Annotated in this window: 19 protein-coding genes and 1 pseudogene; 7 read left to right on the top strand and 13 right to left on the bottom strand. The window is 62.1% G+C overall.

Annotated features, from left to right (window positions below; translation table 11 throughout):
• The first annotated feature begins 9 nt into the window (after positions 1 to 9).
• Positions 10 to 756: an aspartate/glutamate racemase family protein gene (locus AC07RZ_RS04555; RefSeq protein WP_494667058.1), complete on the top strand. Its 747-nt coding sequence runs from the start codon at positions 10 to 12 to the stop codon at positions 754 to 756.
• Positions 757 to 781: 25 nt separating this feature from the next.
• Here AC07RZ_RS04555 and AC07RZ_RS04550 read toward each other — a convergent pair whose 3' ends face one another.
• From AC07RZ_RS04550 to AC07RZ_RS04540, 3 genes are all read right to left on the bottom strand, one after another.
• Entirely contained in the window at positions 782 to 1222 is a 441-nt protein-coding gene (locus AC07RZ_RS04550; RefSeq protein ID WP_494667057.1) for a transposase, read from the bottom strand.
• A 24-nt stretch (positions 1223 to 1246) separates the two neighbouring features.
• Positions 1247 to 1462 (bottom strand): hypothetical protein, encoded by a 216-nt coding sequence (locus AC07RZ_RS04545; protein WP_494667056.1) that lies wholly within the window; start codon positions 1460 to 1462, stop codon positions 1247 to 1249.
• A gap of 355 nt (positions 1463 to 1817) precedes the next feature.
• Positions 1818 to 4916 carry an autotransporter domain-containing protein gene (locus AC07RZ_RS04540; protein WP_494667055.1) on the bottom strand — a complete coding sequence of 1033 codons (3099 nt, stop codon included), beginning with the start codon at positions 4914 to 4916 and terminating at the stop codon, positions 1818 to 1820.
• A gap of 351 nt (positions 4917 to 5267) precedes the next feature.
• Here AC07RZ_RS04540 and AC07RZ_RS04535 point away from each other — a divergent pair, with 351 nt between their 5' ends.
• Positions 5268 to 7010 carry a hypothetical protein gene (locus tag AC07RZ_RS04535; RefSeq protein WP_494667054.1) on the top strand — a complete coding sequence of 581 codons (1743 nt, stop codon included), beginning with the start codon at positions 5268 to 5270 and terminating at the stop codon, positions 7008 to 7010.
• Positions 7011 to 7024: 14 nt separating this feature from the next.
• Positions 7025 to 7558: a hypothetical protein gene (locus AC07RZ_RS04530; protein ID WP_494667053.1), complete on the top strand. Its 534-nt coding sequence runs from the start codon at positions 7025 to 7027 to the stop codon at positions 7556 to 7558.
• A gap of 64 nt (positions 7559 to 7622) precedes the next feature.
• On the opposite strand, the gene AC07RZ_RS04525 is transcribed toward AC07RZ_RS04530, so the two are convergent.
• The 6 genes from AC07RZ_RS04525 to AC07RZ_RS04500 all read right to left on the bottom strand — a co-directional run bounded on the left by AC07RZ_RS04525 (position 7623) and on the right by AC07RZ_RS04500 (position 15012).
• On the bottom strand, positions 7623 to 8021 hold the full coding sequence (locus AC07RZ_RS04525) for an STN domain-containing protein (protein WP_494667052.1): 399 nt from the start codon (positions 8019 to 8021) through the stop codon (positions 7623 to 7625).
• A 104-nt stretch (positions 8022 to 8125) separates the two neighbouring features.
• Positions 8126 to 10573: a TonB-dependent siderophore receptor gene (locus AC07RZ_RS04520; protein ID WP_494667051.1), complete on the bottom strand. Its 2448-nt coding sequence runs from the start codon at positions 10571 to 10573 to the stop codon at positions 8126 to 8128.
• A gap of 70 nt (positions 10574 to 10643) precedes the next feature.
• Positions 10644 to 11600 carry a FecR domain-containing protein gene (locus AC07RZ_RS04515; protein WP_494667050.1) on the bottom strand — a complete coding sequence of 319 codons (957 nt, stop codon included), beginning with the start codon at positions 11598 to 11600 and terminating at the stop codon, positions 10644 to 10646.
• Entirely contained in the window at positions 11597 to 12097 is a 501-nt protein-coding gene (locus tag AC07RZ_RS04510) for a sigma-70 family RNA polymerase sigma factor (RefSeq protein WP_144742670.1), read from the bottom strand. Before AC07RZ_RS04510 ends, AC07RZ_RS04515 begins: the two co-directional genes overlap by 4 nt.
• A 708-nt stretch (positions 12098 to 12805) precedes the next feature.
• Complete coding sequence (locus tag AC07RZ_RS04505; RefSeq protein WP_494667049.1) at positions 12806 to 13546, bottom strand: aspartate/glutamate racemase family protein; 741 nt, start codon at positions 13544 to 13546, stop codon at positions 12806 to 12808.
• 2 nt (positions 13547 to 13548) lie between these two features.
• On the bottom strand, positions 13549 to 15012 hold the full coding sequence (locus AC07RZ_RS04500; RefSeq protein WP_494667048.1) for an NCS1 family nucleobase:cation symporter-1: 1464 nt from the start codon (positions 15010 to 15012) through the stop codon (positions 13549 to 13551).
• A gap of 495 nt (positions 15013 to 15507) precedes the next feature.
• On the opposite strand from AC07RZ_RS04500, the gene AC07RZ_RS04495 reads away from it, so the two are divergent.
• Entirely contained in the window at positions 15508 to 16221 is a 714-nt protein-coding gene (locus AC07RZ_RS04495) for a GntR family transcriptional regulator (protein ID WP_494667047.1), read from the top strand.
• Positions 16222 to 16247: 26 nt separating this feature from the next.
• Here the strand turns inward: AC07RZ_RS04495 and AC07RZ_RS04490 are convergent, their stop codons facing one another.
• The gene (locus AC07RZ_RS04490) at positions 16248 to 17558 is read right to left on the bottom strand and encodes a replication-associated recombination protein A (protein ID WP_144742667.1); all 1311 of its coding nucleotides are present in this window, start codon (positions 17556 to 17558) and stop codon (positions 16248 to 16250) included.
• Between the two features lie 152 nt (positions 17559 to 17710).
• On the opposite strand from AC07RZ_RS04490, the gene fdxA reads away from it, so the two are divergent.
• Positions 17711 to 18043 carry a ferredoxin FdxA gene (fdxA, locus tag AC07RZ_RS04485; protein WP_494667046.1) on the top strand — a complete coding sequence of 111 codons (333 nt, stop codon included), beginning with the start codon at positions 17711 to 17713 and terminating at the stop codon, positions 18041 to 18043.
• 37 nt (positions 18044 to 18080) lie between these two features.
• On the opposite strand, the gene lolA is transcribed toward fdxA, so the two are convergent.
• Together lolA and AC07RZ_RS04475 are read right to left on the bottom strand one after the other, a co-directional pair.
• A complete protein-coding gene (gene lolA, locus AC07RZ_RS04480; protein ID WP_144742665.1) occupies positions 18081 to 18770 on the bottom strand; it encodes an outer membrane lipoprotein chaperone LolA in 690 nt (229 codons plus the stop codon).
• A gap of 3 nt (positions 18771 to 18773) precedes the next feature.
• On the bottom strand, positions 18774 to 21119 hold the full coding sequence (locus AC07RZ_RS04475) for a DNA translocase FtsK (RefSeq protein ID WP_494667045.1): 2346 nt from the start codon (positions 21117 to 21119) through the stop codon (positions 18774 to 18776).
• 306 nt (positions 21120 to 21425) lie between these two features.
• Between AC07RZ_RS04475 and trxB the strand changes: the two genes are divergently transcribed.
• Positions 21426 to 22382: a thioredoxin-disulfide reductase gene (gene trxB / locus AC07RZ_RS04470; protein WP_494667044.1), complete on the top strand. Its 957-nt coding sequence runs from the start codon at positions 21426 to 21428 to the stop codon at positions 22380 to 22382.
• Positions 22383 to 22475: 93 nt separating this feature from the next.
• Positions 22476 to 23126 (top strand): Smr/MutS family protein, encoded by a 651-nt coding sequence (locus AC07RZ_RS04465; RefSeq protein WP_144742662.1) that lies wholly within the window; start codon positions 22476 to 22478, stop codon positions 23124 to 23126.
• Positions 23127 to 23146: 20 nt separating this feature from the next.
• Here the strand turns inward: AC07RZ_RS04465 and AC07RZ_RS04460 are convergent.
• A pseudogene (locus tag AC07RZ_RS04460) lies at positions 23147 to 24010 on the bottom strand (PA0069 family radical SAM protein); the annotation flags it as partial.
• Positions 24011 to 24308: the final 298 nt, after the last annotated feature.

Raw genomic sequence — 24308 nt, 5'->3', positions numbered from 1 at the left:
GGGGACATCATGATCGTTCGCGGCGGACGCGCCATCTATGGGGAAAGTGTCGGCATCCTGGTGCTGGATACGAAATTTCCACGCATCCCAGGCGATATCGGCAACGCCACCACCTTCGACTTCCCGGTGCGCTACAAGGTCGTGCCTGGCGCCACGCCGGAACAGATCGTCGCCGCCCCCGACCGCGCACGCGCGCTGCTGCCGTCGTTTATCGAAGCGGCCACAGAGCTGGAGCGCGACGGCGTGCGCGCCATCACCACCACCTGCGGTTTCCTGACGGTAGTCCAGGATGAAATTGCCGAAGCCGTCAGCGTGCCGGTCATTACCTCAAGCCTGTTCCTGGTTCCGCTGCTGCGGCGCATGCTCGGCCCCAAACGCACCATCGGCGTGGTTACCGCTGATGCGCAAAGCCTGTCGGACACACACCTGCGCGCCGCCGGCATCGAGCCGGGCTGGCAGCTGCTGGTCCGGGGCATGCAGTCCAGCCCGTCTTTCGGGACCATCCTGGGCACCGGCAACGACCCCGATCATGCGCTTGACGTCGACCAGGCCAGGCGCGATGTCGTGGCGGCGTGCCAGGCGATGCAAGCCGACGCGCCGGACCTGGGAGCCTTCCTGTTCGAATGCACCAACCTGCAGCCATACGCGACGGCTGTGCAGGCCGCCACAGGGCTGCCCATCTTCGGCATCTACCATGTCGTCAACCTGCTTCATTCCGCAGTGGTGTCGCCCAATTTTACGCACGGCTACCTGTAGCCTCGATCCTGGCTGCCGGCGGATGTCACTCGCTCACCAGGCGCAGCCAGTGCAGGGTCGTGTCGTCCTCCGCCGACAGTACCGGCTTGGGGCCGCCGACGTGCTGCATGGCTGCTGCAAAGCTGTCCCGGCTATCGGCCCTCTGGGATCGGTGCGCGATCCTCATGCTCCACGCATCGCCGTAGGCAGCGATGTGTTCAAGCATCGCGCACAATTCCCGGTCATCTTGCGTTTGCGCCGCCAGGCGGCGCCAGACGGCGTTTTTGTTCCAGCGCACGAAGCGCATGTAGGTGGTGTTCCACCTGCCGAACCGGGACGGCAAATCGTGCCAGAGCCGGTGCCCGGCCGAAACCCACAAGACAGCCTCGATAAACAGGCGATTGTTGTGCGCCCTGGCGCCGCTGTCGCCGACCTTCCCCGTCATCAGCGGCTCCAGCTTTTCCCATTGTGCATTTCGCAGTTTCATGACAAAGACAGCCTCGCGCCGTTCCTATTTAGTGCGCTTTTCCAGCGCCAGGCGCTGGCGCCGGCGGTTTTCCTGGCAGCGGTAGCAAATCCAGCGCCGGGTCTTGCTGCACTCGATGAAACTTCCGTCGGTAGCAGCCACCTCCCCTTGGTGATGCGCGCAAAACCGCTTGCCGGTGGCGTTCGCGGCTGCTTCGGTGACCAATGCCGGCCGGTCCGTGCGCTGTGAATATGCACTCATTGCGCATTCCTTTCAAAAACGTCAAACAAATCCCGCTCTGCCATCCGGCTTTGCTGCATTGCGCCGGCTCTTGCAGTCTCTCCATTAGACTTGCCCGTCCAAAATGAAAAAAGGGCCAAATTGCGGCCCAATGACTGGCAAACCGTTGACGCAGTACCGGCCACGCAAAAACGGGAGACGCCATAAGGCTGGATTGCTGCCGGTTGTCGGGGTTTTGCATGTGCAGGCACTCGCCGACTAATCCTGCGGGCACTGACCGCTTGCGCGGAGCCGTACCCGGGCCAAGGCCAAAACTTTTTCAGCGACCGGCGCCAAACATGATTTCCGTTGCCCCGGCCGCATCGCGCATTCATCTTTACCAGCTGTACCGTGCTCCTACGCTCAGCCCATGGTCCTGGCCGTGCGCTGCAATGTCGCCGGTATAGTCGGCCAGGAAAGCCCAGGCGCCAGACTGGTGCGCCACCACTCCCAGGTTGAGCTGGAGATGGTTGGGTCCGACCTGCGGGCCGCGCACCTCGAATGTCCCGGCCTGGGGAGCGTTGGCGAAATGATTGGTGAAATAGCCCTCGCGGTTGCCGAATGCGCGCTGTACCAGGACCCGCGCATGCGGCGTCCAATTGACGGGCTGCGCGGAATCTTTGGAGGCCACGGTGAAAGTCTTGGCTACCTGCAGTCCGGCGCCCACCCGGGTATCGAACACCTGGTCGGCGTGCGCCGACAGTGCGATGCCCGGATCGCTGGCCTGGTCGCGGAAATCGACACTCGGCAAACGCACCACGTCGACCGCCGGCAGGATCGGCTGCCATGTCCATCCGCGCTGGTCTTGCAGTGTCCAGCCGTGCTCCACATGCAGCGACAGCGCGTTGCCGGCATAACGCGCCTGGGCTTGCGCGCTGAAGGGCAGCTGCGACATGCCGAGGTCGACCGAGCGTGTGGCGCTGCTGGTCAGGTGCGTCGCTCCGGCAAATGCATCCAGGTAATGGCGCTCGCTTGCGTAGCGCAGGTAAAGGCGGCCGTCGATGGCATTGATTTGCCCGCGATAGCCGTTGCCGACACCGTTCACCGCAAGCGTGCCGTAACCGAGGGAGCCGCCCCAGGTCAGCTGTCCGCCGGCGCGCCGGTCCAGGCCCAGGACCAGGCCGGCGCTGTCTTGGCGCCATGCCGACATCCGGTCTTGTCCGTTCAGGTGCCCGTAGTGGCCGAACACGCGACCCCAGAGGCTGGTGTCGCTCGCCGGCTGCTCCGGTTTCGCCGTGGAATCGTCGCTGCCCACCAGGTAATTCAGCATGCCGGCGGTGTCGACCGTGTGGCCGGGTCCGCCTGAATTGAGCGGCATCGCTGCGGCGATGGCAGCCGTGCCCTGTCGTTCGGCGCTGCGGTCGGTGGAACGAAGGTGCTGCGTCAGCGCCGTGCTGAAGTCATTGATCAGGTACAGCGATGCGGTCCGCTGGGCGGCATAACCGGCGCCTTCGATCTGCTGCCGGGCTTGCGCCGCTTGCGCGTTGCTGGAAAACTGCAGTGCGCCCAGCAACGATGCCGGGGCGGAACCGCTTTGCCGGGAAGCATTGCTGAGGGCCGTAGCTAAACCGCAGCCGGCGCGGTTGCAGAATGCCGGATTATCGAGGAATGCCTCGTTGGCGCTGAGTGAAATGCCGTCATTCCTTTGCGATACGCGAAAGCTGACCAGCGAATCGTCGAAAGGATGGAAGGCGTCCTTGGCGGGATCGACATCGTAGCCGGCGATGGGCTGGCCTTGGGCATCGGCGCGGACCAGGTGGATGAAGCGGTTGATCACGATGCTCACGTCGGCTGGAGCCTGGCCGTTCTTTACCGCTTGCTGCAGCTGGGCGGAGAAGTCGGGAGAATAACCAACCAGCGCGTACGATTCGGCAGCGCGGTAAAAGCCGGGCGTGACGTGCAAGGCAAGCCGGGCGGTTTTGGAACGGATGCTCAATCCGCTGGTGGACGTATAGCTGCCGCCATCGTACAGGCCGAACCGCAAGAAGGCAGGCTGCCCGGCCTGGTTGGGCGCGATGTCGAAGGCCAGCGCCGAATGGTCGTTCAAGCGAGGATTGCCGGTCCAGTCGATCCCCTTCCCGGTCGGGTGCAAGACTGCGTAGTCCATGAAATTCATGCGTGCCCACAGCTGGGATTCGCCGAGCCGCCCTTCTCCCTCGACCATGCTGCGGCCGGCCAGCGTATTGACAGGGATGTCAACCACGCCGCCGCGCAGGCGCAGGCTGCTGTCCTGCATCACCAGCGCATCCATCGCGGTATGTATGCCCGCCGGCAAGGTCCATTGGGAATTCACCAAAGTCATGAAACCGAAAGAGTCGCCGGTCGATATGCCCGAGGTATTGATCAGCGGCGCGTTGCTGTATTTTACGAAGGCGCGGATCGCCTTGTTGAAATCTGAATTCGGGTCGGCGCGCTGGCTCTTGGCTTCGGCGGGGTCGTATTGGCTGGGGTCGTCGTAGACGGCGTTCAGGCCCTGCGTGAGCGCCTTTACCCGGTCGGCGGGACTCATCGCGTTATATGCGCTGCGCTCCTGGTCAACCAGGTCGATCAGGTACGGCACGTTTGACAGGACGGGAGCGGCCCCCTTGGGCAGATAGGCTCCCAGCAGATTCCAGTTCGCCAGCCATCCGACCAGTGTCGTATCCATCTTTTTGGCGGCGGGGTCATACTTGTTGGCGTAGTTCGGATTGATATTGCCGCTCAGCGCCTGGCCGGTCAGCGTTACCGCGTCCGTGGTCGTTTCGGGCGTGCGCTGGGTGATGAATCCGGTATTGTAGACATCGTCCTTTGGATAGGCCTTGTATTGCTTCGGGTTGGCGCAGTCCGGATGGCACCAGAACACGGACGGATTGTTGCCGGCGGCCGGATCGAACAGCCGGGCATAGGCGCTGCCATGGTCGCTGAACGCGTCGTCCAGCAGCTGGGCGTCGGTGGCGGCGAGGTTGCCGTTGGCAATCGCTTTCAGGAAGTACTGGTAGAACGGCGTGGGCCGGCTGGAATCCGCATAGCTCTTGCCATCGCCGGCGGTCATGCCATGGATGCCGAGGAAGTGGCCGGTACTGATATCGCCGGGATTAGGCTGGTCGAGGTTCGAAAAGGCGCGCACGGCGCCGCCGGCAAACATCATGGTGCAGGCCGAGATGCAGTAACCGGACACGACCGTCTTCAAGCCCTGGCGCCGCGCCAGGTCGCCAATGTCGTAACCGCCGGTGACGGCGCCGCCGTTCGAATTGCGCATCACCAGCGTATCGATGGTGCGCCCCTGGGCGCGCAAGCGAGCCAGGTAGTCGGCCAGCACATAACCATCCGAAAACACCACGTCGCCCGACAAGAACACCTGGTTCCCATGTACATGCATATCCATCGCACGGGCATGCGGCGCCAGCCCTTCCATGCTCAACACTCCAAAGACGGCCAGCAACAGCTTGTACTTCATACGCTCCCCTTCCTCATGTGAATTCCGGCGCTGTGGCGCCTCCACTAGAGATGCCCGTCGAAAATAAAAAAGGGGCCACGCAAGCGCACGCCGGTTGCGAGATGGCTACAAAAAATGTGCGGGTCTGGCCCTTTTTTCTATCTCGCGGGGCAGGTTAACAAGGCCTGCCGGGGAAATCCTCCACAAGACAAATTCCGCGGCGACTGACTGCTCACTTCTCAACTACCAATAAGGAGTCATGCGCATGTGCGGAAACAGGGAATTGCCGGATCCGGCGAGACACGTCTTTGAACCCGGCGGCAAAGCGCCGGGAGCTGGAATGAATGATTCTTTTCACTATCAAGGATAACCATGACAGAACATATTCAACCGAGAGGCAAGCTGGCAGCGGCCACGCTTGCCGCGCTATTCCTGGTAGCCGGCTGCGGCGACGGCAGCAATGCCGGAACGGCCGATGTCCTGGCAAAACAAAACCAGGGCTCGGCAACCACAGCCGCCGTCTCCGGCAAAATCACCTACGACTTTGTACCCGCGGTCGCCAGCAAGGACCTGCAGGGGCGCTGGCAAGCCAAGCTCGATTACGCAAAAACCGTGAAAAAACCGGCCCGCAACATCGTGGTCGAACTGATTGACGACAAGACCGGCAAGACATTGCTGTCGGCCGAAACCGACGCCCAGGGCAGCTATGCCTTCCAGGCGCCTCTCAATACCGCCGTGCGCGTGCGCGCAAAAGCGCAAATGCTGCGCACCGGCGCCGCCTCCGCAGGGCCAAGCTGGAATTTCGCGATCCGCGACCACTCGTCGGCCGGCTACGGCGTTTCGACCAACGGCGCCTCCCTGTTTGCCATGGAAAGCGCCGCCTTCAACAGCGGCAAACAAGCCAGCGTCCATGACTTGAACGCCGCTTCGGGATGGGACTCCACCAAATCGGCCTATGCAAGCTCGCGCACAGCCGGGCCGTTCGCAATCCTTGACACGGTCTACAACGCCAGCCGCAAAGTATTGGAAGCCGATAAAAACCTGGCTTTCCCGCCTCTTAACGTTTTCTGGAGTCCGGGCGATACGGACGGCACTTACTTCGGCAGCGAGAATGGCAAATCCTATTCCAAGGGCTTGCACATCCTTGGCCAGGCAGACGTCGATACCGACGAGTACGACGCCGGCGTGATTGCGCATGAGTGGGGACACTATTTCCAGGCCAGCTTCTCGCGCGACGACAGCACCGGCGGCCAGCACGGACAGGGCGACCTGCTCGACATGCGCCTGGCGTTCAGCGAAGGCTGGGGCAATTCGTTTTCCAGCATGGCGCGCAATGATCCCATGTATGTCGATACCAATGGCAAGGGCCAGGGCAAGCGCGCGGTAGTGTTCAAGGTCGACGACATCCCGGCGGACGATCCGAAAGCCTGGTTCAGCGAAACAGCGGTACAGTCCGTGCTGTATCGCCTGCACCAGTCGCCGGATATCGGCTTCGGCCCCATCTACCAGGCCATGGCAGCCCAGAAGACATCGCCGGCTTTCACCAGCCTGTTTTCATTCGCAGCCTCGCTGCGCGGGAAAATCAATGCCGCCGGCCAAGCCACGCTGGACCGTTTGCTGACCGAAGTCAATACGGTCAACAAGGACAACCTGGACATGTTCGGCGCCAGGCAAACGGACCTGCCGCCGTCTGTTATCGCGGCCAACAAGGATTTTGTGCTGCCGGTCTACAGCCTGCTTGACGTCGGCTTGCAAACCGCGGCCCAGATAACCGGCAAGGAAAGCACGGCCTGCAACACGACGGCATACGACGCAGGCAACAATTACAATAAGCTCGGCATCTATCGCTATTTGCGTTTCAGTGTCGCGGAAAAAGGCAAATACCGGCTGCGCATCGTTCCCGACCAAGGCTTGGCGCCTTATTTCCAGCTTTACAGCAAGGGAACTGAGCTGGCCGGCGATACTGTCAAGCATCAGCTCAGCGAAGATCCGGACCATCCCGGCACTTATTATGCAAACTACGATTTGCCGGCGCAAAATGACTACACCGCCTCGCTGACCACCGTGGGCGATGCTCCAGGATGCTTCAAGCTCCTGCTGACCCAAGTCAAATGAAAGGGAGAACAATCATGAAAATCAAAAATATCCTGGGCAACGGCATGCTGGTTTTTGCAGCCATTGCCGGCCATGCGCAATACAGTGCGGCCAAACCGCTGCAGCCTGCCGACCCTGGCAAGGCAGCGGCGAAAAGCCAGCAGCCCGAAGGCAAAATCGGTGCGCCGGTGAGCGTTGAATTGATATCCGGCGCCGCCACCGGCAAGAACGTCACTTTGCCGGTGCAGCTGCAATTCAAGACCGGCCAGCCGAATACCGCCCTGCAGGTGGAATACCGCGCCAACGACGGCTTGTCGCTTGTCACTCTCGGCACCGCTACGCTGGTCAGCAACCAGCAAGGGATCGTCACCGATACGCCGAACGTGCGGGCGGCGGCCGACGGTGTATACGACTTGAATGTATTCGTCACGATTGGCGACCGCACCCGGGCCGTATCGATTCCCGTCACCGTGGGCAACGCCAAGCCTGTGAAGAAAGCTGCAGGCAAGGCCATGCGCACGCCGCAAGGAGAAAACCTGACGATCATGCCGGCACAGGAATCGCACTAAACAGCGACCAGCCATGCCGGGGACGATGCAACGACAGTCGAACCCCGGCAAGACTTGCCACCGCCTATTCAGACGGCCGAATCCCGGCCGGCACGGTAGCGGGCGTTTCTTGGCTGTATGGCGCAGCGCGCGCAGCTGCCGGCTGCATCCCTCGCAACAGGTATCCCTGTTCCGCTTTCGCCACGCTTTCCAGGCCGGTGCCCTGCAACAACCTGGCAAATGCTTCGACCAGCGGAAAATTCCCTTCCAGGCCTGGACTGCATTTGTTATGCACCGACTCCGGTTCATAGATGATCGAAATGCCTGCCGTCGCGGCAAACAGGGCAAGCTTCTGGCTCAACGGCCCGGCGGTGATGGCATAGCTGCGCCCTGCTTCAGCGCCGGCGCCCGACGCCGGCAGCACGCTGGCCACGTGCAGCGACAACGCTGCCGCCAGCAGCAAACACCATACTTTGACAGTCACATGTCGTGCGCAGGCCATGCCATGCAGTCCCTTGTTTTCCCATCGCTAAAGCACCCTTACTTGATTGCCCCGCGAAACAGGAAAAAAGGCCAAGGCCTTCGAACTCAGAAATTGTAGCGACCGGTCAGCACGATGGTGCGCCCCTGCTCAAAGCCGCTGCCTTCCGGGATGCTGGCGAAGCTGCCATACAGCCTGCGATCGAAGATGTTTCTCACGCCGAGGGTAAGCGACCACAGCCTGGATTTATAGCGCAGGTTGGCGTCAGTGCTGAACTGGCCTCCCATGTAGGCGTCGTTGATGTTGCGGTAGCCGCCGCGGCTGCTCATGCCCAGGCCATAGCCCCAGCCTCGCCAGCCGGGGCTCTGCAGATCATAGGTGCTCCAGAAACTGGCCTGGTGGCGCGCCACGCGGTTTACCGCAAAAGAAAAATCGGACGGCTGCCCGGCCTGGAATCCGGTGTAGCTATAAGATGCAATCAGATTCCAGCCCGGCGCCGGACTCCCGGCCACATCCAGCTCCGCGCCGTGGCTGACGGTAGGCGGCAGCGCTCCCAGCAGCCGGGTGACGCCGGCATCGTCCACCTCGCCGTACAGGACTTTGGAATGGGTCGCGCGAAACACCGATGCCGTAAGCAGCAGCCGCTCGTCGAACAGGTTGAGCTTCAATCCCGCTTCGATCGATTTACCTTCGGTCGGCGGGAAATTATAGATGCCTGCAGGGCCGCCGTTGGGACCTGGTCCCGAAGCCTGCGCTTGCAGCACAAAACTCTTTTGCTGGTTGACGTACACCATCATGCTATCGGTCAACTGATATGCCAGGCCGATGTTGTAGACCGGCTTGCTGCGCGGATGCAGCGCGGTGTCCTCGCCGGCCTGCGCATCGATGCTGTGGGACCAGGCCTTGGTATAGCCGAGATTGGCCAGCAAATGCCAGCGCCCCCAGCTCAGCTGGTCTTGCAGGAACCAGTTAGTGGTGTGGTAGCTCTGTGAAGACGAGCCTTGCCACGGGGCCAGGCCGGACTGGGAAACTTCCGGCAGGCTGTCCGCCGACAAGGAGGCCAGCACAGAATTGCCGACTTCGATCAGCGGCGCCGCACGCCAGCTATGGTGAAGCGCCACCCCGCCCAGCACGACATGTTTTACCGGGCCGGTGAAAAAACTGCCACGCAAGCTATTTTCGACATTCCAGCCATAAGATGTCGACTCTCCCGCCTGCGGCTGGCAACCTCGCATCGCCGCACCTGCGCTGTCGGCCCCGCTTTGCCAGCAAGAGTAGGACTGGAAGGACAGCTGCGTCCTCATGTAGTTGCCCTTGCTCTGCCAGCTCCAGCCGCCTCCCAGTTTCTGCTGCCAGTCGTAGTTGGCGCCGGCGCTGGTGCTGCGGGTGCCGCCGTCAACTGTTCCTAACGGACCGAAGCCGCCGCTTGCATGCTGGTTGCGCTGGTAGCTCAGGCCGGCCACCGCCGTCGTGTCGCCGTGGCGGTAACCGATCGACGGCGCGGCATACACCTCGCGGGCGCTGTCATATCGGCCGGTTGCGTTCGGATCGCGGTTGCCGGACAGGACCAGCCGGTGCGTCCACGCTTGATCGTCCGACAGCGCGCCGGCGAGGTCGAGCGTCATCCGCTGGTGGCCATAGCTGCCGGCCTCCAGCGTCAGCTCGCGCACCGGTTCGGCTTGCGGACGCTTGGTGACGATATTCGCCAGGCCGCCCGGCTCCATCTGGCCGTTGGCGATGATCGAATCGGCGCCCTTGAGCACGTCGATGCGCTCGATGGCTGCCAGCGGCGTATGCAGCGGCGAGCTGGCGTTGTCGATGGGAGAAGGACCCTGCTCCAGGCCGTTGATGCGGGACGGCGCGGCAAACCCGCGGATATAGATTGCCGAATCCACGCCGCGGTTGTAGATGTTGACGCCGCTGACGTCATGCAAGACATCCAGCAGCGACTGCGCCTGCTGGCTTGCCATGACATCCTTGGTCACCACCTGCACCGATTGCGCAATCTCGGACAGCGACGCATCGTTGCGCGTCGCGCTGCTGCTGGCGGCGGCGGCAAATCCTTGCGCCGGTCCGGGCGCCTCCGCAGTCCCGGTGACCGTCATTGCCATCAGGATCGCATCCTCCCTTGCCGCGGCTCCCGCTGCCACCGCGGCGGCGGCAGGAACCGCAGGCGGCGCCGGCGCCACGGCTCGCAGCAGGTATCCACCCTCGGCCTTGGCGGCGGCTTCCAGCCCGGTGCCGTCCAGCAGGCGAGCCAGCGCTTCGGCGACCGGATAACGTCCTGCCAGCCCCGGACTGTATTTGTCTTGCACCAGGGCCGCATCGTAGGCCAGCGAAATGCCGGCCTTGACGGCGAACACCGCCAGCGCCTGGTTCAGCTTGCCGCCGGCGATCGAATAATCTTTTGCCGGCTGCAGCGCTTGCGCCAAGGCTGGCTGCGGGACCGCCACGCCGGCCGAGACCAGGCAACAGCACGCGACATGCATGCGGATTGCCGCCGACAGCGGCAGTGTGGTTGCGGAAATCCGTCGCCGAGAGTTGTGCAGCGCCATGCGAATTGCTTTCTCGGTCGACCGCGCCGGCGCCGGGCCGGCAGCCGTCCCTGCCAGGAACCCTTGCACCCTAGGCAGCCCTTACAGTGACCCAGTACTGGGTGATTCTCTCTATCCGCACCGGCAGCACCTTGCTAAGCAGGAGCAGCGCCTGGTCGGTATCCTTCAGCTGGAAAGCGCCCGAGACGCGCTGGTCCGCGACCGCCGGATCGCAGCTGAGCCGGCCATGGCGGTAACGCGAGAGTTCGTCGACAAAATCGGCCAGGCGCATCTTGTCGGCAAACAGCACGCCTTGCGACCATAGCGCCTGGCTGTCGTCGGCCGCCTGCACCGGCCCGGCCCGGTTCGCGGTAAAGCTGCACTGCTGGCCGGCTTGCACCACCACGCCCGGCGCTTTCAAAGGCGTCAGCTCGACCGCTCCTTCAAACACCGCTACATGGCTGCGCATGCCTTCGTGCCTGACATCGAAACGCGTGCCGAGCGCGCGCAGCATGCCATGCCGCGTCTGCACCCTGAACGGGCGCGCCGGCAGCATCTTGTCGGCGGCGGTGGTCACCAGCACTTCGCCGGTGTAAAGCTGGACCAGCCGCTGGCGGCTGTCGAACCTGACGTCGACCGAACTGGCGGTATTGAGGACCAGCTGCGTGCCGTCCGCCAGTGCAATCGTGCTGCGCTCGCCGGTTGCGGTCTGGTAGTCCGCGCTCCAATCCTCCCACGGCAGCTTGGCGGCCAGCCATGCCACCGGCGCTGTAGTCAGCAGCAGGGCCAAGGCCTTGAGCGCCGCGCGGCGCCGCTGCGGGCATGCCACGGGGCGGTCGAGCACCGGCATGCCCAGCTCGGGCGGAATGTCGCTGAATGCATCGGTAAGCCGTTGCGCGCATTGCCACGCGCGCTGGTGCTCGGGGCTGCGCGAACGCCAGTGCTGCCAGGCTTGCTGGTCGGCCTCGGTGGCGTCGTCGCTGTGCAGTTTCATCAGCCAGGTGGCGGCTTCGCGAATGATCGCCGGATTGATCGAGGTCTCTGTCATGGCAGGGAAAACATCAGGCACTGTTCAAATCCCAGCACCATGTGGCGCTTCACGGTCCTGACGGAAATATTGAGCTGCTCGGCGATCTCGGCGTAAGTCAGGCCCTCCAGCTGCGACAGCAGGAAAGTGCTGCGCGCCTTGGGCGGCAGGCGGTCCAGCATGGCGTCGATTTCAAACAGGGTTTCCAGCAGGATGGCGCGGTATTCTTGCGATGGCGCCTGCGCTTCGGGCAACAGGGCCAGCGTTTCCAGGTAGGCGCGCTCGAGCGCTTCGCGCCGGTAGGCATTGGCCACCAGGCCTTTGGCGATGACCGTCAGGTAGGCACGCGGCTCTTCGATCACCTCGATCGCAGGCTTCAGCAAGACCCGTACAAAAGTGTCTTGCGCGATATCCGCAGCGTGGTCGATATTGCCGAGGCGCCTGCGCAACCATCCCACCAGCCAGTTGTGGTGATCAATGTACAGCGACTGCATCGGCGTGGCCTCCACCTTGGGCATGAGCGGCTCTCCTAACAATGTGCTTCTTTCAAAGCCAAGAAAAAATCAGCGATGCTGACAGTTGCATGCAAGCGGCCAGCCTTTGCCGGCCGCCGCTTTTCCACGCAAAAGAAAAACATCGCAAGGGTGCATTGCGCTTTTCCTCTACTCAATCCAAGACCAAAATGTATGACCAATGTGCGTTGATCGTCAACAAGACGACAGGGACAAAACAACACAATCATCACTAAACATTTAATTATTTGAGCATTTTTCCATTTGCGTTCAGCGATTCTAACCAGCGGCGTCCGATTGTTACCTTCGACTTATTGGACATTCGCACAGCGCCTGGTGGAAGCATCTGTACAGAAATGCGTCGCATGGATTGCGCGCGGCGCAGCCCTCCCCGCAGATGAAGCAATATCGAGGCCAAGATACAGCCGATTGCTCCTGTTTGCAGGTCGAAAAATAAATATGGAAATTTAAAAAAATAATGGCACTTTTTTTTGTCTCAAGTGGCAACGCATATGAGCAAGCCTTAATGTGCGAAGAGGAATCTCCGGCGGAAGTTGACAGAATTCGCTAAACAATCATTGCGATTGGCTCACCGCAAGCGCATGTTCGGTGCATCGCGCACGGCGTTTGCTTCGCCGGCGGGTGCGCGGCGGAAATGCGGCCCCGCAAGGACGAGCGACTGTTACCCGTGCAGCCCAGTCCCCGGGCGGCGCCTTATCGCGGGTCCCAGGCGAACTTTTCCAGCGAACCGGTATAAGGCTTCGCCAGGGGAAACGCCAGGTCGCCGCGCTTGCCGGTCTTCAGGCCCAGCTGCACCAGGCTTTCGGCCAGCTTCAGCGCCACCGCCACGCCGTCGACCACGGCGATGCCCAGTTCCTCTGCAATCGCCTGGCACAGGTCGCTCATGCCGGCGCAGCCGAGCACGATGCTGTCGATCCTGTCCTGCTCCATCGCCTGCCGGCATTCGGCGAGGATGGTGCGGTAGGCGTCCGAGCCGGGCCGTTCCAGGTCCAGCACGTTCAGTTCGCAGGCGCGCACCTTGCGGCAAAAGCGCTGCATGCCGTACCTCTCCGCCAGGTGCCAGGCGATGCCGCTGGTCCGCGCCAGCGTAGTGACCACGCTGAAACTGCCGCCGACCAGGCTGGCTGCATGCATCGCCGCTTCGGCGATGCCGATCACCGGTCCGCGTGCGGCTTCGCGTGCGGCGTACAGGCCGGGGTCGCCGAAACAGGCGATCACATAGGCATCGACGCCGGCAGCCTCGCCCTTCCTGATTTCATCGAGGATGCCCGGCACGCTCAGCGCTTCGTCGTAGTGGCTCTCGATCGACGCCGGCCCCATGTCCGGACTGACCGCAATCACCTCGGTGCCGGCAGCCGCAACCCGGCGCGCGCAAAGGCCGATCTTCTCGGTCATGCTCCAGGTCGTGTTGGGATTGATGATTTTGATTTTCAAGGTCAGGCGCTCGCTGCTCCTGCCGTCTTCGGCGCCGGCTGCTTATCGCTGATGGTCCAGTAGATCGCCAGGCCGCATGCCATGCCGATGAACCAGCTGAAGTTGGCCAGGCTGCCGAGGGACGGCAGCAATACGCACAGGACCGGAATCGCGGCCGCCGGAACCAGCGCGATGATGGCCTTGGGGTTATAGCCGTTGCTGTACCAGTAAGCGCCCTTGCGGTCCATGGTGTACAGGTCGTCGACGATCACCTGCTGCTTCTTCACCAGGTAGAAGTCGGCGATCAGGATGCCGAACAAGGGGCCGATGAACGAACCCAGGATATCGAGCGTGTAGTGGATCACATGCGGATTGTTGAACAGGTTCCAGGGTGTGATGAAAATCGAGGCGACCGCGGCGATCATGCCGCCCATGCGCCAGCTGACCAGCTTCGGCGCCACGTTGGAAAAATCGAAAGCCGGCGACACGAAGTTGGCGACGATGTTGATGCCGACCGTGGCGATCATGAAAGTCAGGCCGCCCAGCACCACCGCGAAGGTATTGTCGATATGGCTCACCATCTCCACCGGATCGGTGATCAGCTTGCCGTACAGCGGCAAGGTGGCGGCGATGCAGACTACGGTCAACAACGAGAAGCCGAGGAAATTGACCGGCAAGCCCCAGAAATTCCCGCGCTTCACCGATTTGAAATCCTTGCCGTAGCGCGAAAAGTCGCCGAAATTGAGCATCGGCCCCGAGAAGTAGGACACCACCAGCGCCGTGGCGTTGACCATCACCGGGATCGCCGCCGCGCCGCTGTATTTGATGCCGCCCAGGTTCAGGTCGATATTGCTCCAGCCGGCTTTGCTGATCAGCCAGGCCGCCAGCAGGAACATCACCACGTACACCGCCGGCCCGGCCCAGTCGATGAATCGGCGGATGGCGTCCATGCCGGTCCAGAACACGATCGCCTGCAGCACCCACATCACCATGAAACCCAGCCAGCCGAGGTAAGACAAGCCGGCAAAACCGTATTGCCTGAGGTCTGCGTAGAGCGCCAGCTGCGGGAAGAATTTCAGTACGATCAGGAGGAAGGCGCCGGACGCCAGGTAAGTCTGGATGCCGTACCAGGCCACGGCAATCAGTCCGCGGATGATCGCCGGAATGTTCGCGCCCAGCACGCCGAAGGTGGTGCGGCAGATGACTGGGTAAGGCGCGCTTGTGAGCTGGCTGGGCTTGGCCACCAGGTTGGCGAAGAACTGCACGATCGTGATGCCGGCAAGCAGCGCCACCAGCACTTGCCAGCTGCCCAGGCCGAGCGCGAACAGGCTGCCGGCGGTGACATAACCGCCGACGCTGTGCACATCCGACATCCAGAACGCAAAAATGTTGTAGCTGCCCCAGGTCTGTTTTTTCAGCGGCGCCAGGTCGTCGTTGGTCAGCCGGTCGTCGTACGAGGGCTTGATAATGGCATTGTGCTGTTCCATCGTGACTCCTATTCCAGGATGTTGAAAATCAAACCGGGCGGAGCATCGCCGGGGTCTGGCTTTGATTGGCAAAACCGGCCGATATTGAAATCGCAATAATCATCGACAATCATGCGCAAGATTGCGCACAATCGTAATCTTCACATAAGCCAGAATCGTGCCAAGCGACGCCCAGGACAGCTCGGACAGGGGCGCGACAGTCGAAAGCGGAGGGATTTTTTGACTAAAAAACAAGCTGCGGCAATATGGTTACGGGTGTTCCAAGCGTGCACAAACTGGTGCAAAAACCCGCCATTTATGTGCACCCGCCTCGCAATGATGCAATTTACGGACGACTGACGACGACAAGTCAAGCCAGGCGTGCAAGCGGCAGGCTTCGGACTTATACTGTCGCCATATCATTGGCAGGATGCAGCGATCCATGGACAAATTGTGCACAATATCGAAACAAGACATCCTTCAGGCAGCGCCAGGATCGACAGCGGGGGCCGCGGTATGAGCGCAGTTCCCAAAGGCAGCCCGGCCGAATTGAGCAACGATGAAATCGATGCCCGCATCCACCTCGCCATCATCGACGCCATCCTCGACCACCAGCTGCCGCCCGGGACACGCCTGGTCGAAGCGCCGCTGTGCGAAGCGTTCGGCGTTACGCGCGGCACCTTAAGGCGGGTCTTTGTGAAACTGGCGCATGAGCGCGTGATCGACCTGCAGCCGAACCGCGGCGCCGTGATCGCCATGCATGACGTGAAGGAGGCGCGCGAGGTGTTCGAGGCCCGCGCCATCCTCGAAGGCGGCTCGGTCAAGAGCCTGGCCGCCAAACGCAAGGTCCTGCCGGAATTGCGGGCGCTGGTGACAAGAGAACATGCATTGCGCGAGCAAGGCAACTGGGGAGAATGGATACGCCTCTCGGGCGAATTCCATATCAAGCTCAGCGAAGCCAACCAGAACAATATCGTGAGCGCCTACCTGCGCACCCTGATAGCGCGCACTTCCCTGCTGATAGGCTTGTATGAAACGCCGAAACGCAACAGCTGTTCGGCCGACGAGCACAGCGGCATACTGGATGCGATCGAACAGGGCGATACCGAGCGGGCGGCCAGGCTGATGGAGCACCACCTGGGCGAATATGCCTCGGCGCTGCTGACCGAAACCGGCCAGCCCAAGGAAGTCGATTTCGCCAAGCTGTTTGCGCCGGTGCGGGCGGCCTGACTTCCCTACCTGTTTTTACTCCGCGCCTAGCCTTTATCGGCGTTGGCCTGGTCGTCCAGGCTTTTCAGGAACTGCATTTTCTCGCCGATCTTGGACTCCACGCCGCGCGGCACCGGCCGGTACCAGCCGGGATCGCCTATGCCGTCGGGCAGGTAGGTTTCGCCGGCCGCATAGGCATGCGGCTCGTCGTGCGCATAACGGTATTCGTGGCCGTAGCCGAGTTCCTTCATCAGCTTGGTCGGTGCATTTCTGAGATGTACCGGCACTTCCCGCGATTTGTCTTTCCTGACAAACGCCATGGCCTGGTTGAACGCGTTGTAGCCGGCGTTGCTCTTGGCCGCCACCGCCAGGTAGATGACGGCCTGGCCCAGCGCCAGCTCGCCCTCCGGCGAACCCAGCCGCTCATAGGTGGCCGCGGCGTCGTTGGCGACCTGCATCGCGCGCGGATCGGCCAGGCCGATGTCTTCCCAGGCCATGCGCACAATCCGGCGCGACAGGTACCTGGGATCGGCGCCGCCGTCCAGCATGCGGCACAGCCAGTACAGCGCGCCGTCCGGACTGGAGCCGCGCACCGATTTGTGCAGGGCTGAAATCTGGTCGTAGAAATTGTCGCCGCCCTTGTCGAAGCGGCGCGCATTCAAGGTCAGCGCATTTTGCAGGAACTCGCTGGTGACCTGGGTCACGCCGGAAGCCTTGATGGCGCTGCCGCTTTGCTCCAGCAGGTTGAGCAGCCGGCGCGCATCGCCGTCGGCATAACCGATCAGGGTGTCGACCGCGGCGGCGTCGAACTGCAGGTGCGACAATACCCGCTCCTGCGCGCGCGCCAGCAGCAGCTTCAGTTCATCCTCGGTCAGGGCTTGCAGCACATACACCTGCGCCCGCGACAGCAAAGCGGAATTGACTTCAAACGAGGGGTTTTCAGTGGTCGCGCCGATGAAGGTCACCAGGCCCGATTCGGCATACGGCAGCAAGGCGTCCTGCTGCGACTTGTTGAAGCGATGGATTTCGTCGACGAACAAGATCGTATGCTTGCCTTGCGCCAGGTTCTGCTGGGCCTGCTCCATCGCCGCCCGGATATCCTTGACGCCGGAGAACACCGCCGACAGCGGGATGAATTCACAGTCGAAGGCATTGGCGGTCAAGCGCGCCAACGTGGTCTTGCCGACCCCGGGCGGGCCCCACAGGATCATCGAATGCGGCTTGCCTGACTCAAACGCCAGCCGCAGCGGCTTGCCCGGCCCCAGCAGGTGGCTCTGCCCGATCACTTCGTCCAGGGTCGCCGGACGCAGGGCTTCGGCTAAAGGCGGTGTAGGTTCTACTTTGAAGAGATCGGACATGGTTCAGTGGAAATGGTCTTTGTCTGGAAAATCAAATGTCATGCAGCATCTTAACGGCGGGAACGGAAACCTGCCGGCGGCGGCGCCCTGCGCGAAAACCGCGATTGTGAGAGAATCCCAGTCGATTTTGACCCGCACATATCCTGCCCGCCATGCCCTTTGTCGTCACCGATTCCTGCATCCGTTGCAAATACACCGACTGCGTCGACGTCTGTCCTATGGATTGCTTCCGGCAAGGGCCGAATTTCCTGGTGATCGCGCCGGAGGATTGCATAGACTGCTCGATGTGCGTGCCGGAATGCCCGGTCGGCGCGATCTACAACGAAACCGACCTGCCCGGCGAACAACGCCACTTTGCCGAAATCAACGCCCGCCTGGCCGCCCATCCGGACTGGAAGCCGATCACCCGCTCGCAGCCGCCCTTGCCCGGCCATGAGGCCTGGCGCGACGTCGCCAACAAGCTGGAATTCCTGGAACAGGCTTAGCCGCCCGGCATCGTTCCCGCCCCCCGTCCGGTGTCGACTACTGATTGAGCACATCCGCGCCCTTGGGCACGACAAACTGGAACTGTCCTGCCGACAGCGGCGGATTCTTGACGAAATTCTTGAAGGTCAGCAGCGATACCTGGCCGAACGAATCGCGCAATTCCATCGCGTGCGGCAAGCCATCCTTCAAGCCGATGCCGATATGGTCGAAGGTGGTGTCCTTGGCTTTCGGCGTCGCTTCCAGCCATTCCATGCCATCCTTGGCCTGGCCTTCCTTCAGGATAAAATTCTTTTCCAGGTCATTGCTGCCGAACAGGATCGCCGCCGGTGAAGAACCCAGCGCGTTGCCGAGGCTCTTGGTGGTCACCTGGTTCAAATCCTTGTCGTAGATGTACAGCCTGTCGCCGTCGGCTTGCAGCACCTGTTCGTACGGCTTCTGGTAAGTCCAGATGAACTTGCCCGGCCGGGCAAAGATAAAGATGCCGCTGGACGTGCTGGTTACCTTGGGCGCCTTGCCGGCGTCGATTTTCACCAGCTGCTGCGAGAACTCGCCCTTGGCCGACTGCGTGCTGCTGACGAAGGACTTGAACTGTTCCAGCGCGCTGGCATGGGCCAGCGACGGCAACAGCGCCATGCTCAGGGACAGGCCGACAATCAGGCGGCCCGACTTGAACTGGGCGAACATGTTGCTCTTGCCGGTCAAGCTGGCGATGATTTTCTTTTGCATATCTTATTGCTCCGTATTGCTATTTCCCGCCGGCACCAGGATTTCCCGGTTGCCGTTGGATTGCATGGTTGAAACCAGCCCGCTTGTTTCCATCTGTTCCAGCAAGCGTGCCGCGCGGTTGTAGCCGATGCGCAGATGGCGCTGCACCAGCGAAATCGAGGCGCGCCGGTTTTTCAGCACCACCGCCACCGCCTGGTCGTACAGTTCGTCGCCCTCGGTGCCGCCGGCCGCAGCGCCGCCGCCCGCTGCGCCATCGGCGCCGTCTTCCAGCACGCCGCCTTCCAGTATTCCTTCGATGTAGTTCGGCTCGCCTTGTTCCTTCAGGTAGTCGACCACCCGGTGCACTTCCTCATCCGAGACGAACGCGCCGTGGACCCGGATCGGCAAGCCGGTGCCGGGCGGCATGTACAGCATGTCGCCCATGCCGAGCAGCGCTTCCGCTCCCATCTGGTCGAGGATGGTGCGCGAATCGATCTTGCTGCTGACCTGGAATGCGATGCGGGTCGGCACGTTGGCCTTGATCAGGCCGGTGATCACGTCTACAGATGGGCGCTGCGTCGCCAGGATCAAGTGGATGCCGGCCGCGCGCGCCTTTTGCGCGATGCGCGCGATCAGTTCTTCCACCTTCTTGCCGACCACCATCATCAGGTCGGCCAGCTCGTCGATGATGACGACGATGGTCGGCAGCTTTTCCAGCGGCTCCGGCGCATCCGGCGTCAGGCTGAACGGATTCGGGATCTTCTCTTCGCGCTTGTCGGCTTCGGTGATCTTCTGGTTGTAGCCGGTCAGGTTGCGCACGCCCATCTTCGACATCAGCTTGTAGCGGCGCTCCATTTCGTTGACCGCCCAGTTCAGCGCATGGCCGGCCTGGCGCATGTCGGTGACCACCGGCGCCAGCAGGTGCGGGATGCCTTCGTAGATCGACAGTTCCAGCATTTTCGGATCGATCAGGATCAGGCGCACCTGGTTCGGATCGGATTTATACAGCAGGGACAGGATGGTGGCGTTGATGCCCACCGACTTGCCCGAGCCGGTCGTGCCGGCCACCAGCAAGTGCGGCATCTTCGCCAGGTCGGCCACCACCGGATGGCCGGCGATGTCCTTGCCGAGCGCGATGGTGAGGCTGGAGACGCCGTCGTTGTAGACCTTGGAGCCGAGGATCTCGGTCAGGCGCACAATCTGTCGTTTCGGATTCGGCAATTCCAGGCCCATGAACATCTTGCCGGGAATTACTTCCACCACGCGGATCGAAGTCAGCGACAGCGAACGCGCCAGGTCGCGCGCCAGGCCGACGATCTGGCTGCCCTTGACGCCGGTCGCCGGTTCGATTTCGTAGCGGGTGATCACCGGACCGGGATAAGCTGCCACCACCTTCACCTGCACGCCGAAATCGGAAAGTTTTTTCTCGATCAGGCGGCTGGTGAATTCCAGCGTCTCGACGCTCACGGTCTGCTGCTGCGGCGGCGCTTCGTCCAGCAGCGACAGCGGCGGCAGGTTGGTGTCGGGCAAATCGGTGAACAAGGTGCTTTGCCGTTCTTTCTCGACACGTTCCGATTTCGGCACCGCCACCACTTGCGGCTCGATCCGGATCGGCGACGCCACCACGATCTTGGCGCGCTCCTGCACGACCACTTCTTCGCGCTTGACCGCAGCCACCTGCCCTGCCTTGCGGTCTTCGCGGGCGACATAGAAATTCTTCAGCCACAGCAGCCCGTTTTCGATGCCGGCGCCGATGCGCTCAGCCACCGTCAGCCACGATACGTGGAAAAACAGGCTGATGCCCAGCGCAAACAGCAGCAGCAGGAACAAGGTGGAGCCGGTGAAGCCGAGCGCGGTTTGCGCACTGCTGCCGATCAGCTGGCCCAGCACGCCGCCGGGCGCGCGCGGCAGCTGCATGTGCAGCGACGACATGCGGGTGTATTCGATGCCCATGCTGCCGACCAGGATCAAGGCAAAGCCGGCGCCGCGGATCAGGCCTTCCTGGTGATGTTCGGGCTCGGCCGTTTTTTCCACCAGGAAACGCTGGGAAATGCGCCGGTAGCCCTGCCACAAGGTGCGCAGCAGCAACGCGCACCACCACCAGGCCGAGGCGCCGAATACGAACAGCATCAGGTCGGACAGCCAGGCGCCGATGCGGCCGCCCCAGTTATGCAGGTGCGGCACCACGTTGGCGTGCGACCAGCCCGGATCGGATTTCGAGTAGCTGGCGAAAATGATGATCAGGTAGGCTGTGACGACCGCATAGATGATCCAGCGCGCTTCATACAGCAGCCGGACCAGACGGCTCGGCAGCGGCTGCGCCTCTTGCGGCTTGGTGTTGCGGGTATAGGCTTGGCTTGTTCTAGTCATAAATCCGGTTGGTGTTGCTTCGCTGTTGCTTTACAGGGTGGCCAGAGTGCTCTCACAGTTGAAATTATGCACCCAATACCTATATATATAACCAGTGTTTGATGTTTCCATTTGAAACATTGCTAAAAAACCCGGCGCGGCGGCCACGGAGTTCTGATGCGCCGCACATGGGTAGACTATAATCTTACCGAGTTTTTACGCGCAATTTGATGATCCTGACAATATTTATCCGCCTGTTCACCGGCCGCCCGCGGCCATGGACGCGTACTCATGATCGTTGCTTGATATCTGTTACCTGAGGCTTACATGACCACTACCAAACCCGCCAAGCACGCCCACGTCCTGATCCTGGGCTCAGGGCCTGCCGGCTACAGCGCCGCTGTCTACGCCGCCCGCGCCAACCTGAAGCCGGTCCTGATCACCGGCGTCGAGCAAGGCGGCCAGCTGATGACCACCACCGACGTCGAGAACTGGCCCGGCGACCCGCACGGCGTGCAAGGTCCGGAACTGATGCAGCGCCTGCTCAAACACGCAGAAGAATTCAACACAGAAATCATTTTCGACCATATCCACACCACAAAGTTGTCTGAAAAACCATTTCGCCTGATCGGCGATTCTGGCGAATACACTTGCGACGCCCTGATCATCGCCACCGGCGCCTCGGCCCAGTACCTGGGCTTGCCGTCGGAAGAAGCGTTCATGGGCAAAGGCGTCTCGGCCTGCGCCACCTGCGACGGTTTCTTCTACCGCGGCCAGGAAGTCGCGGTGGTCGGCGGCGGCAATACGGCGGTTGAAGAAGCGCTGTACCTGTCCAACATCGCCAGCAAGGTGACCCTGATCCACCGCCGCGACAAGTTCCGCGCCGAGCCGATCCTGGTGGACCGCCTCAACGCCAAGGTGGCGGAAGGCAAGATCGTCATCAAGTACAACCACACGCTGGATGCAGTCACGGGCGACGACAGCGGCGTCACCGGCATCAACATCAAGTCGGTGGCCGACGGCAGCATCACGCCGATCACGCTGCACGGCGTCTTCATCGCCATCGGCCACAAGCCCAACACCGGCATTTTCGACGGCCAGCTGGACATGCGCAACGGCTACATCAAGACCCGGACCGGGCTGGAAGGCATGGCTACCGCCACCAGCGTGCCGGGCGTGTTCGCCGCCGGCGACGTCCAGGACCATATCTACCGCCAGGCCATCACCAGCGCCGGCACCGGCTGCATGGCGGCGCTCGACGCCCAGCGCTTCCTGGAAGACTAAGGCCCTGCCCGGCAGCCGTGGCGGCAGCGTTGTCGCCGCGGCCGCCGGCCTGCCGCGCAGCGCCGCCCTTCATCCCTAGCACATACGTACATCATGGCCGGCCCGATCAAAGACTTCAGCGCCCTCAAATCGCTGCGCAAGGAAATCAAGGCGCAGGACGAAGCACGCCAGGCCGCGGCAGCGGAAACCAAACGCCGCGAGCAGGAAGCGCGGCGCGACGCCGACATCTTCCGCAGCAGCATCGGCAACGTCAAGCCGCTGGCGGTGCCGCCCAAATTCACGCCGGCCATCCCGCGCCCGCTGCCGATCGCGCGCCAGCACCTGGCCGACGAACAGGCCGCGCTGGAAGAATCGCTGTCGGACGATTTCAACATCGAAACCTTGCTCGACACCGATGAAACGCTCAGCTTTGCCCGCAACGGCATCGGCCCCGATGTCATGCGCAAGCTGCGGCGCGGCCACTGGACCATCCAGCAGCAGCTCGACCTGCATGGCTTGCGGCGCGAGGAAGCGCGCGAAGCCCTGGCCGAATTCCTGCGCCTGGCGGCCAAGCGCGGCTGGCGCTGCGTGCGCATCATCCACGGCAAGGGACTGGGCTCCATCAACAAGGAACCGGTGCTGAAATCCAAAGTCCGCAACTGGCTGGTGCAGAAGGAAGAAGTGCTGGCCTTCTGCCAGGCCACCGCCGCCGAAGGCGGTTCCGGCGCCTTGCTGGTCCTGCTCAAGGGCCAGGTCGCCGCATGACGATCCATCTGCGGCGCCTGCTAAAACAAGCCCAGCTGGCCTGACAGCCGGTCCTTTTCCGGCTGCACGTACGGCCGCCGGAAACGGCTGGCGTCCAGGGTCCCGAACGAGCCGCCATGCCACAGGCCGAACCTGAGCACGGCCTTTTCAAAACGCTGCCGCAACAGATCCGCCCATACGCCCTCGCCGCGCATGCGGGTGGCGAAATCGGCGTCATAGTCGGCGCCGCCGCGCATTTCGCGGATACGGTTCATCACACGGTTGGCGCGTTCCGGAAAATGCGCCTGCAGCCAGTTCTGGAACAGCGGATTCACTTCCCACGGCAGGCGCAATACGGTATAACCGGCGCGCACCGCGCCAGCCTCGGCTGCCGCTTCCATCACGCGCTCCAGGTCCGGTTCGGTGATAAACGGGATCATCGGCGCAATGCTGACGCTGACCGGGATGCCCGCCTGCGCCAGCGTGCGGATGGTGCGCAGGCGCCGCGACGGCGTCGCCGCGCGCGGCTCCAGCGTGCGGGCGATGGTCGCGTCCAGCGTCGCGATGGTGACCGCCGCCACCACCTGCCGCTTGGCAGCCATGCCGGCCAGCAGGTCGATATCGCGCTCGATCAGCGACGACTTGGTGATCAGGGCCAGCGGGTGTTCGCAATCGTACAGCACCTGCAGGATGCGCCGCGTCAGCTTCAGGTCGCGCTCGCAGGGCTGGTAGGCGTCGGTATTGATGCCGAGCGCGATCGGCTCGGCGGCATAAGAAGGTTTGGCCAGCTCCCTGAGCAGCAATTCCGGCGCGTTCACCTTGGCAAAGATCCGGCTCTCGAAATCCAGCCCGGGCGACAAGCCCAGGTAGCTATGGGAAGGCCGGGCGAAGCAATAGATGCAGCCCGCCGTTATGTCGACTTATTTTGTTCATTCGCACTTCTAAGTGCCTGTAATTAATTGATTTATTGAATCCATGATCACTTATAGTGTTCATGAACACTATAAAATCCCTTCCATCAGCGTTGCCTTTTTCTGTTTCTTTACTTGCGAAGTTGACCCTATCCTGTTGATCCGGTCGCCACTGGCGAACAAAGGCAGCGACCCGGTCGTACGCCCCCTCTGTAGTGATTTAATGAATCCGGGTACCAATTTAGGCGAGAATACTCGCTAAGGAGAGGTGTTTGATGGGCAAGCGAAGACG

This window comes from Collimonas sp. GW821-FHT07E08 (assembly GCF_059418905.1).
Note: the sequence above shows the minus strand (reverse complement) of the source record. Positions and strands in the feature narration are given on the sequence as shown.